Consider the following 10,618-nt stretch of genomic DNA (forward strand, 5'->3'; position numbering starts at 1 on the left):
TCCACCACGCGCGATGACCACGACGTGCGCGAGTGCACCCAGGATCTGACCGTTTGCAGCGGCATCTGGACCTTCCTTGCGGCATCTTCGCGCCCAGTCGGCGGACCTTGACGCGATCTTGGCGGCCATCTCTGTCAGAGCCGTATCAAGGTCCGTCACTCGAGCTCTCCCGGTGACTACCGTCTCCGCCATGGCACGCCCTGATGGCTCCAGTGAGGTGGCGAACGACCTCGACTGGACAAGGCAGTTGTGGAGCGCCGTCCGCTGCGCCGGCGTTCTGCTTGCATTGCTGCTCCTGGTCGACTGGGCCACCGGCCGGATGGCCCTGTGGCGCATCGTGCTGTGGTTCGCCCTTGCCGGGCTGCTCTTCGTCGTACTGTTTCCCGCCCGCGTGTCCGCCGGTCGCGACTGGCTGGCCTCACGTCGACTGGTGCGCGAGCAGCGGGTGCGGACGGACTTGCTGGTGTCGGTCCGTTGCCTGGACGGCATCTCTCCGCTGCTCGTGCTACGGGACGCCCGGGGCGGGCGGGTTCAGATCGATCCCGAGGTCCTGGTCCGCAACCCGCAGTTGTGGTTCCGCCTGCACGAGGGCGCGGGCAAGGCAGCGGCCGACGGTCTGCTGCTGTGCGGGCAGACTGCACTGCGCCGCCTGTCGGACCGCATGGACCGTGAGACGGCACGGGCCGTGTTCAAGGCTTCCGGGCTGGACTAGGGCTGCAGCGATGCTTGTTCCGTCTCGGCCCTCGATGGCCTGAAGCCGTCTCGCCCGCTCAGCCTGACGCCGAGTTCGTCGTGGCGACGGTCGCCACCCGCCCGACCCCATGCCGCCGCGGCACCAGCAGCCCGCGGTAACGAGGTTCCGGACGGATGGTTCTGGCGCCGCATGCAGCCTCAACGCCGCGCGTGGCGGATCTTCAACGGCCCGAATCCCATGTCCCGGAGATTCAGATCTTCGGCCCGCCGGGGCGGGAACGCCGTCGGGTCTTGTAGCGCAGATCCTTTCACTCAGTGCGCAGAGGCTCGACATCAGATCGCGTCGCTAGGCACCGTGATCCTGACCCCCGGCGCAGAGTTGCAGCCCGATGTCGACGACCGGATGCTCGATGACCGCCTGGGACAGATCCAGCTGCACCCTTCCGTCTGCGGACTCGACCTTGAGGACCCGAGGTGCCCGCCATGCGCCGCGTCGCTTGATCCGACTTTTGCAGGCGCTGCATGGCCGTCTCGCCCCCCTCCCTGAACAGGTTCTGGCTCAGTCCCTCCGGTTCGCCGGATGCGGCTGTACTCCCGTCATCAAGATGTCCAGCCCGCGCCGCGTCGTCGCCAGGACCACTCGGTCACCGGCCCTCAACACGCGGCCCTGTGACGGACGCCAGTCGAATCTTGACCGGTCCAGACGCAGACCGGTGAGTGTGTCCATGGAGGACTGATCCGCCGCAGCGCCCGCGGCTCCGACGGCAAGGACCCGCCGTTCGTTCTCCCGGAACGCCTCGTGTACCGACCGACCCTCGAGTTCCGGATGTCCGGCCACGTCCACGCAGGTGAACAGCAGCGACCCCCGCTCCGCCGGCATCACCCCCAGCACGTGGCGGCCCATCATGGCTGCGGCGAAAGACGGGGCGGCCAGCGCCGAAACGCTTCGGCTGCGGGTGAGTGCGTCCGGGTACGAGGCGCGCAGGGTCCGCTGGACCGTCGCCGCCAGGTCGTCGTCGTAGAGCCGCATGACCACCCTCATCTGAGGGTTGCTCTCCCGGACTGCCATGACGATGTCCAGGTTCTGGCCGTCGTCGCGGGTGAGGACGAGCAGCGAGCTGCTGTGCCGGACCCGGGCCAGGTCGAGCACGCCGGGAGCGGTGGCATCCTGCAGGATCAGCGGTACGCCCAGTTCGCGGGCGAACGCGACGCCTCGTGCGTGCGGGTCGCGTTCGATCACCACGACCTGGTGGTCCGTGGTGCGCAGCCGGGCGAGCACCCGGACACCGATCTTGCCAAGGCCGACGAGGACGATGTGTCCGGTCGTTTCCTCGTCGGGCGGATGACTCGCCGAGGCGGCGCGGAAGGCATCGGTGGCGTTCAGTGTGGCTGCCACGACGAGCGGGAGTACGGCCAAGCCGACGAAACCGGCGACCAGTTGGAGTATGCGGCGGGCGACGGGCTCGTCGGTGGCCGGGTCGCCCATGGTGAAGATGTCCAGCATCGGCAGGTACAGGTTCTTCCACCACGGGTGCTCGTCCGCGAACAGCGCCGTGGCGGCGGCCAGGGCCAGCACCATGGCGCCGAGCGCGCCAAAGACGGCGGTGACCTCGCGGGAGAGGAACACCCTCCACGGCAGGTGAGCGAGCCGGGCCCGCAGCCAGGCGCCGGGGCGGAAGTGTAGTCCTCTGGGTGCCGCTTCGAGCGTGTGCTGGTGGGTGACCTCCTCGAGCATCAGCCGGCCGTGCGTGAACTGGCGGTGGTAGGCGGTCCGGGTGTCCGGCAGCAGCTGGGTGCCGTCCTCGCCGGGCGTCTCCGGGCTGTCCTGGCTCGCCGGGTCGTCCTGGTGGGCGCCGGACAGGACGGCGAGGGTGGCCAGGTCGGTGGCCTGCGCCGGTGTTCCGGCCGGACGCACGACACCGCGGAAGACCTTGCCCTCGACCTGCAAGGTGTGGCCGTGGCCGACGGCGGCCGCCGCCACGAGTTCGGGTACGGCGGTGTCGGCGTCGGACAGCACCGTGGTGGAGGTGTCCTGCACCGCCTCCCCGGACAGGCCGGCCGCGCGGTCCAGCAGCCGCTCCAGGTGCCGGCCACGCTCGCGGTGGAACATCCGCACCACCAGCCGGATCGACGGGTTGAGGGTGCGGGCCAGCAGGGCGGCGGTCATGTTGGCCTGGTCGTCGCGGTAGGTGAGAGCGAGCGCGGCGGCCCGCTCGACCCCGGCCGCCCGCAGGGTCCGCTCGTCGGGGCGCGCGGAGACGAGCAGCTCCACCGGGGACCGCGGGTCCTCGTGCAGCGCGGCGATCCCCGCCCCGTACTCGTCGTCCCGGGACGGCACCACCACCGTGACGACCTCGCCGCACACCGCGTCCAGTTCGAGCGCGAGCCGGTGCGCGAGTCCGTCGTCACCGCAGATCACCATGTGCTGCGAGCGCTGTCCAAGTTCGGTTCTCAGGTGGAGAGTTGACGTCACATCGGGAAGGACCGGCGGGAGGCGTGGCACCGTTCCACCAGGCGGTCCCGTCCGGCGTCAGGATCCCGTCAGGGAATCCGCCGCGCCTGGCTCATCACCCGCGTACCGGCCCCGCCGTGTCCAGCGCGGCGCCCGTCTGGTCGGCCAGGGTCACGGCGACCAGCCGCGCCTGGAGCGCGGGTACGGCGCCCGGGCCGGGGGTGAGCATGAAGCGACCGAGATAGCGGCCGTTGCCGTACGCCCGGAGTTCGATCTCGCCCTCGGGCCAGCCGTCGGTGTCGGGGTTCCAGCTGCGTCTGCCGACCGTCACGCTGCCGTCCTTCTCCAGGCGCGGTGGTCGGCCCACCAGGCTGCCGTACTCGAAGCGGCAGGCGCGCAGGTCGAGCAGGTCGGTCAGCTCGGTGCGGACGTGGTCGACCACGGTGTCCGCCGAGTTGGCGGACTGGGCCAGCGCGGCGGTCCGGTGGATGCGCGCCAGATGGTCCGCGTCCGTCACCGTCATGACCTCCAGTCGACGGGCGCGGGCCGCGAGCTGGGAGACGATCACGCCGACGACCAGCAGCAGCACTGCCGTCTCGATGTCGGCGGATGCGTTGATGCCGAAGGTCTGGTACGGCCGGGTGAGGAAGAAGTCGAACCAGGCCGCCGCCGACAGGGCCGCGACCACACCCGCCGCGCAGCTGCCCAGCGCGGCCACCGCCACGACCACGACGACGAGTACGAGCGCCGCGTTCGTGTGCGTGAGGCCCGTTCGGAACGGGACGAGGGCGAGCGCCACCAGGAACGGGGCGGCCAGGCCGGCCGCCAGGGCGAGCCGGTCCCTGAGTGGCCAGGGATGAGCCGGGGTGTGTATGCGGTGGAGCCTCCAGGCGCCTGTCTCCGTGCTCATCGCGCACCTCCTGCGCTCTGCTCGGTGGGTTCGGCCCCTACGCTCTGATCGGAGATCGGCAGCGACACGACCATCGTAAGACCGCCGCCGGGCGTGTCCTCGGGGCTGAGGGTGCCGTTCATGGCCTCGGTCAGGCCCCGGGCGAGGGCCAGGCCAAGGCCGAGTCCGGTGGTGTTGTCGTTGTCGCCGAGCCGCTGGAACGGTTCGAAGATCCGCTCCCGGTCGGTCTGCGGCAGTCCCGGCCCCCGGTCCACGACTCGCAGTTCCACCTGGCCGGCCAAGGCGCTGGCAGTGACCATCACCTTCCGTCCCGGTGGGGTGTGGCGGGCGGCGTTGCCGACCAGGTTGGCGATCACCCGTTCGAGCAGGGGCGGGTCGGCCAGTACGGCCGGGATGTCCTCGACGTCGGCGACCTCGACCTCCGGCACATCGACCAGTGCCATGGGCAGGACCTCTTCCAGGGAGGTGGCGCGCAGGTTCAGGGTGAGGGCGCCGGCCTCCAGACGGCTGAGGTCGAGGAGGTTCTCCACCAGGCGGTTGAGCTTGGCCATGGACTCGTCGGCAGTGGCGAGAAGCTCGTCGCGGTCCTCGGCGGAGAAGGCGACATCGCGGCTGCGCAGCGAGGTGACGGCGGCCCAGCCGGCGGCGAGCGGGGTGCGCAGGTCGTGGCCGACAGCGCGCAGCAGGGCGGTGCGCAGCCGGTCGGCGGCCTTCACGGGCTCCACCTCGGCCGCCGCCTCGGCGAGGCGGGCCCGCTCCACGGCGGAGTTGACGTGCGCGGCGAACGCAGCCAGCACCCGCCGCTCGGACGACGACAGGGTACGGCCGCGCAGCACCAGGTACGTCCCCGGGCCGGCCGGCACCACGGTGGCTCCGTCGGTGTCCGGCGGCTCGTCCGCCAGCTCGGCCGATTCCATGCCGAAGGTCTCGCGGGTCCGCTCCAGCAGGGCCGGGATCGTCGCCTGGCCGCGCACGATGGTGCCGGCCAGCGAGGACATGGTCTCGGCTTCGGCGGTGGCCCGCGCCGAGCGCCTGGACAGCCGCAGCGAGCGGTCGACGACGGCGGCCACGGTGGCCGCGACGACCGCGAACACGGCTAGTGCCAGCAGGGCGTTGGCGTCGTGCAGGGTGAAGGACCCGATGGGTGGGACGAACCAGTAGTTGAGCAGCAGCGACGCCGTCACCGACGCGATCACGGCGGAGGCGACCCCGCCTATGCAGGCCACACCCACCACGGCCAGCAGGAACAGCAGTGCCTCGCTGGTCAGGTCCAGCGTCCCGCGCAGCTGGGCGAGCCCGGCGGTCAGCAGCACCGGCAGGACCAGGCCGGCCACCGGGCCGGCGATCAGCCGGGCTGTGGACAGGGTACGGCGGCGGGACGGCAGGAGGGTGCCGCGTCCGGCCCGTTCGTGGGTGACCCGGTGGACGTCGATGTCGCCGGACAGCTCGGTCACGGTCTCGCCGGTGCCGGGGCCGGTCAGGAACCGCTGCAGCCGTCCCCGTCGGCTGGTGCCCAGTACCAGCTGGGTGGCGTTCTCGGCGCGCGCGAACTCCACCAGAGCGGTGGCCACGTCATCGCCGACCACCGAGTGGTAGCTGCCGCCGAGGTCCTCCACCAGCCTGCGCTGCCGGGCCAGGGAGGCGGCCGAGACGCCGCCGGCCAGGCCGTCGCTGCGGGCCACGTGCACCGCGAGCAGGTCGCCGCCGGCCGACCGCGCGGCGATCCGCGCCGCCCGCCGGATCAACGTGTCCCCTTCCGGCCCTCCGGTCAGGGCGACGACCACCCGCTCGCGGGTCTCCCACACCCCGCCGATGCCATGCTGCGAGCGGTACTCCTGCAGCGCCTCGTCCACCCGGTCCGCCACCCACAGCAGCGCCAGCTGCCGCAGGGCCGTGAGGTTGCCGGGCCGGAAGTAGTTGGCCAGGGCCGCGTCGATCTTCTCGGGGGCGTAGATGTTGCCGTGCGCCATGCGCCGGCGCAGTCCCTCCGGCGGCATGTCCACCAGCTCGATCTGCCAGGCCCTTCGCACGACCTCGTCGGGCACGGTCTCGTGCTGCGGGACGTTGGTGATCTTCTCGACGACGTCGTTGAGGGATTCCAGGTGCTGGATGTTCAGCGCGGTGATCACGTCGATGCCGACGGCGAGAAGGGCGTCGATGTCCTGCCACCGTTTGGCGTTGCGGCCGTCCCCGGGAATGTTGCTGTGCGCGATCTCGTCCACGATCGCGACCTGCGGGCGACGGGCCAGGACCGCGGCCAGGTCCATCTCCTCGAAGCCCCCGCCGCGGTAGGTGCAGGAGGCGCGGGGGACGACTTCCAGGCCGTCGAGCATCGCTTCCGTGTGCTGACGACCGTGGCACTCCACGAAGCCCACCACCACGTCCGCCCCGCGGGCGGCGCGGCGCCGCCCCTCGTCGAGCATCCGGTAGGTCTTGCCGACTCCCGGGGCCGCTCCGAGGTAGACCTTCAGTCGTCCGGGCCGTACGTCACTCATCGCTGCCGATGTGCTCCGCTCGCTGCGTCAACTTCCCCCGTTTGCAGGGGGCTGCTCCTAAGGAAGCCCCTCCGAGGGCCGTCCGGGACGCGTCTTAGCGCTTCCTTGGCGCCGATCCCGAAGACCTTGACACTGCCTTGGCGTGACCTGGGCCGATAGGGTGAAGGCGGTGTGCCGGGAAGTCTGGTCGGCAGGGGAGCCAGGGTGGCTCCCTTTTTCAGCCCCAGGGGGACGGCATGCGCAGCGTCGGCACGGTACTCGCGTTGGTCATCCTGGCCACCGTGGTGGCCACCTTCGCCCGCCGCTGGCGCATCCCCGCCCCCTCCCTGCTGGTCGTCGCCGGCCTCGCGGTCGCGCTGCTGCCGGGCACCCCCCAGATCGAGATCAGCCCGGAGATCATCGGCCTGGTGGTGCTACCGCCGCTGTTGTACGCGAGCGCGGAGGACATGCCGTGGCGTGAGCTGCGGGCGGTGTGGAAGCCGGTCGGGATCCTCGCGATAGGGCTGGTCCTCGCGTCGGCCGCGGCCGTCGGCGCGGTGGCCGCCCTGGTCACTCCGCTGTCCTGGCAGATGGCGTTCGTGCTGGGCGCGGTGCTGGCCAGCACCGACCCGGTGGCGGTGACCGCGCTCGGGCGCCGACTCGCCCTGCCGCCGAAGGTACAGGTCCTCGTGCAGGCGGAGAGCCTGTTCAACGACGCGACCTCGTTGGTGTTGGTCCGGGTGGCGGCCGGGATCGCGATCGCCTCGGCGGCGGCGAACTGGGGTGCGGCGGGCGGCCAGTTCCTGCTGCTGGCCGGCGGCGGCACGGTGATCGGGGCAGCGGTGGCGGCAGTGGTCACGCTGATCCGGCGCCGTACCGAGGACCCGGTGCTGGAGACGGTGATCGCCCTGGTCACGCCGTACGCCTCCTATGTGCTGGCGGAGGCCGCCCACACCTCGGGGGTGACGTCGTGCGTGGTCGCCGGGGTGATCCTGGGCGGGCGCGGTGACCGGCTCACCAACGCCCGCATACGCCTGCAGCTGCACGCCGTGTACGGCACGGTTGTCTTCCTGCTGGAGAGCGTGGTCTTCTCGCTGATCGGGCTGGCCCTGCCCGCAGAGGTGCGAGCCCTGGCCGACGGAGACCGGGCCTGGCCTCTCTACGCTCTCGCCGTCGCCGCCACCCTGATCGCCGTACGCCTGCTGTGGCTCGCCCCGCTGTCGGCGGTCGTCCAGCGCAAGGGCGGCATCAGCCGCCTGAACTGGCGCATCCCGATGGTGCTGACCTGGGCGGGCACACGCGGCGTGATGCCGCTGGCCGCTGCCCTGTCCATCCCCGAGGTCGCGAAGAACGGCACGCCGCTCGCCGACCGCCCGCTGGTGCTGGTCCTGACCACCTCGGTCGTGGTCGTCACCCTCGTCGGACAGGGCTTCACCCTCGCCCCGGTCGTCCGCGCCTCCGGCATCGCCCTGGAGCCCGCCCACACCGCACGCGAGGAAACCGAGGCCCGCTCCCACCTCGCCCATGCCGGCCTCGCCCGCCTGGAGGAACTGGCCGAACTGGAGGCCGTCCCCGACATCGTCCTCGACCGGCTGCGCCGCGGCCTGACGGCGCGCCTGGACGATGCCCGTGACCGCCTCGCCGAGCACGACGGCGCCGCCGTCGCCACCGAATCGGCCGAGCTGATCTACCGCCAGCTGCGCCGCGACCTGATCGCCGTCGAGACGTCGGAACTGCAGCGTCTCTACGACGCCCACCGCATCAGCGACACCACTCGCCGCCGCCTGCAGCGGTCTCTGGATCTGGAAGAGGCACGGCTGGCGGACGCCTGAAGCGAGATGGACGGCGCGTTCCGCGTGGACGTGTCTGGTGGCGGTTTCGCCCTGCTCGCGATCGCGTGCGACGTCGGGCGCGTCGCAGGGCTGACGTGTGACATGCAGCCCGCCGCCCGACGGGAGCCTGGGCCGGCGCCATGGACTTCCGGATACTCGCCGGGATCCTGGCGGTCGTGACGGTCCTGACCCTCCTTGGTCCAGTCGACCGTCGGAGGACCGCTCAGCGGAACTCCGTCAGCCGCGGTCGCAACCCCAGCGCCGTGAGCGCCATCGCCGCGATGAGCAGACCACCCGCCCAGGGCAGCAGGTCGCTCACGGCCGAGCGGCCGTTCCGCACCGAGGAGGCGAAGTGGGCCCGGTTGATGTCGGTCACCTTGTCCAGGGCGGCCATCCACGCGCCGAAGTGGGCGTTGGAGGTGCCCGGCTTCCAGTCCATGCAGAACTCCACCGCCTCGCGTTCCTGCCCAGCCGCAAGCAGGGCGCGGATCTTGCGGTCATCGCGCTGGTAGACGGCGTACGTCTCCACGGTCTGCTCGGCCGCGGCCCGCTCGCCGGGGAAGGTGATGTTGTCCAGCTCGCGCCGGAACTCGCCGGTGAAGCGCAGGTCGTGGTGATCGGTCTCGTACGCCCGCCAGCTGGTGGACAGCCCGTCGTCGTACGTGTCGAGGGTCGCCCCTCGGATGCCGTAAAGCTGCTGGGACTTGGCGAGGAACGAGCGCGCGTACTGGTCGCGGCGCTGCGGGTCGAGCAGATAGCGGCTCTCGTCGGCGTTGGCGTCGTAGGCGATAGCCCGCGCGCGGGAGAGGGCAACGACGGAGTCGAAGGCGTCTCGGCGGGCGCCGCGCAGATCACCGGACGAGGACGTCAGCATCTGCGCGCCCAGGATCACCGCGAGCAGTGTGCACAGTGTGCCTGCGACAAGCGGCGGGTTCACGATCCGGTGAAAGCGCCGGGCCAGATACGACTGGAGGAGAGCGAGGACGGCCAGCAGGAACAGGCTCAGCGCAGTGGTGGCCACCAGCTGGGCGGAGAGGGTCGAACGGGCGGCGGTGTACTCCGCGTCGAAGACACGGTCGTTGGAGGCCACCAGTGTGCGGGACTCGGGCAGCAGCTTGACCTGCAGCAGGTCGGTCGCCTTGCGGTAGTCGGCCAGGGCGGCCGCTTTGCCGCCGGCGTGTCCGTCGTTCTCCAGGGCGCGTCCGATCAGCTCCTGGTACTCGGCGAAGTCGTCGGTCAGGTTCTCCACGGTCTTCTCGTCGGCCCGGTCGCCCTGGGCCGCGACGGCGAGGGTCCGCAGGTCGTGACCGATCTCGCGACGGGCGCTGCCGTAGAAGCCGACCGCCTTGTCATACGGGGTCCGCAGGCGGCCCTTCCCGGCGTCGCCGCTGGACAGCAGGATGTTGGCGGCCTGCGCGTCCATGTCGTTCAGGGCCAGGTTGAGGTCGGCGGCGCTGGTGGTGCGCGGCGCATCCCGTCCGGCGACGCTGTCCCAGGTGCCGCTCACGGCCAGCCCGGCGACGGTCAGCAGTGCCGTCACGGTGGTGGCGAGCAGGAGCGTGGCCGCGCGCAGAAGGCGCAGCCGCGCGGGCACGGTGGCCCAGAAGCGGCGGCGCAGAGCGGCCCGCGCGGCCACAGCCCGCTGTCCCAGGCGCAGCCCCGGACCCGGTCCGGCCGTCCGCGAATACCCTCGTCTTCGCGGTCCGGGGCTGCCCCCTGGCTGGGCGACCGCCGGCCGTGGCCGTGCTCCTTGCTCGGTCCTTGGACCCTGCGCTGATCCGGCCGTGAGAGTCACGGTCCCTCCAACGTCACCGCCACGGACGGTCGCCCGTCCCCCGTTGTCGATCAGTCTGCGACCAAAATCGGCCACCCTGGCTCGCCTTGACGGCTCCCTTATGGCGAATCAGCTTGGTTTGACGGCACTTTGACGGCGGTCTGCGCGGCGCCGTATGAGTGCCGCAAATTCAGTGCTCGTCACGCCGGTCGAAGCGGCGAGCGGGACTAGATTCGCTGTCGGCCGCCACCGGGGCCACGGACGTCAGTGGCCCCGCACGACGAGCGGAGTCCCCACTCCGCGGTGACGCGAAGGCGGCCCGGTGCGTGTCCGAGGGGGCGCGCATCCGCGCACGGCGCTCTGTCGTCGCCTCATCGCCGGCGTTCGTGCGCCACCGTGGGGGGGGGGGGGGGGGGGGGGGGGGGGGGGGGGGGGGGGGGGGGGGGGTGGGGTGGGTGGGGGGGGGGGGGGGGGGGGTGGTCG

General features: G+C 71.7%; 6 protein-coding genes and 1 pseudogene. 2 read left to right on the forward strand and 5 right to left on the reverse strand.

The genetic code is table 11. From position 1 onward, the window contains the following. Nucleotides 1–190: 190 nt before the first annotated feature. Nucleotides 191–712: a hypothetical protein gene (locus ACZ5NH_RS25960; protein WP_468778438.1), complete on the forward strand. Its 522-nt coding sequence runs from the start codon at nucleotides 191–193 to the stop codon at nucleotides 710–712. A 179-nt stretch (nucleotides 713–891) separates the two neighbouring features. On the opposite strand, the pseudogene ACZ5NH_RS25965 reads toward ACZ5NH_RS25960, so the two are convergent. From ACZ5NH_RS25965 to ACZ5NH_RS25980, 4 genes and pseudogenes are all read right to left on the reverse strand, one after another. Then, nucleotides 892–1,204: pseudogene (locus ACZ5NH_RS25965) on the reverse strand (hypothetical protein); the annotation flags it as partial. 48 nt (nucleotides 1,205–1,252) lie between these two features. Next, nucleotides 1,253–3,166 (reverse strand): NAD-binding protein, encoded by a 1,914-nt coding sequence (locus ACZ5NH_RS25970; protein WP_468778440.1) that lies wholly within the window; start codon nucleotides 3,164–3,166, stop codon nucleotides 1,253–1,255. A 94-nt stretch (nucleotides 3,167–3,260) separates the two neighbouring features. Further along, the gene (locus tag ACZ5NH_RS25975; protein WP_468778441.1) at nucleotides 3,261–4,055 is read right to left on the reverse strand and encodes a DUF4118 domain-containing protein; all 795 of its coding nucleotides are present in this window, start codon (nucleotides 4,053–4,055) and stop codon (nucleotides 3,261–3,263) included. After that, on the reverse strand, nucleotides 4,052–6,550 hold the full coding sequence (locus tag ACZ5NH_RS25980; protein ID WP_468778443.1) for a sensor histidine kinase: 2,499 nt from the start codon (nucleotides 6,548–6,550) through the stop codon (nucleotides 4,052–4,054). Before ACZ5NH_RS25980 ends, ACZ5NH_RS25975 begins: the two co-directional genes overlap by 4 nt. Before the next feature lie 236 nt (nucleotides 6,551–6,786). Here ACZ5NH_RS25980 and ACZ5NH_RS25985 point away from each other — a divergent pair, with 236 nt between their 5' ends. Beyond that, complete coding sequence (locus ACZ5NH_RS25985) at nucleotides 6,787–8,361, forward strand: Na+/H+ antiporter (protein ID WP_468778445.1); 1,575 nt, start codon at nucleotides 6,787–6,789, stop codon at nucleotides 8,359–8,361. 223 nt (nucleotides 8,362–8,584) lie between these two features. On the opposite strand, the gene ACZ5NH_RS25990 is transcribed toward ACZ5NH_RS25985, so the two are convergent. Beyond that, the gene (locus ACZ5NH_RS25990) at nucleotides 8,585–9,997 is read right to left on the reverse strand and encodes a hypothetical protein (protein WP_468778447.1); all 1,413 of its coding nucleotides are present in this window, start codon (nucleotides 9,995–9,997) and stop codon (nucleotides 8,585–8,587) included. Between the last annotated feature and the right edge of the window lie 621 nt (nucleotides 9,998–10,618).

This window comes from Streptomyces sp. NPDC031426 (genome assembly GCF_055581585.1).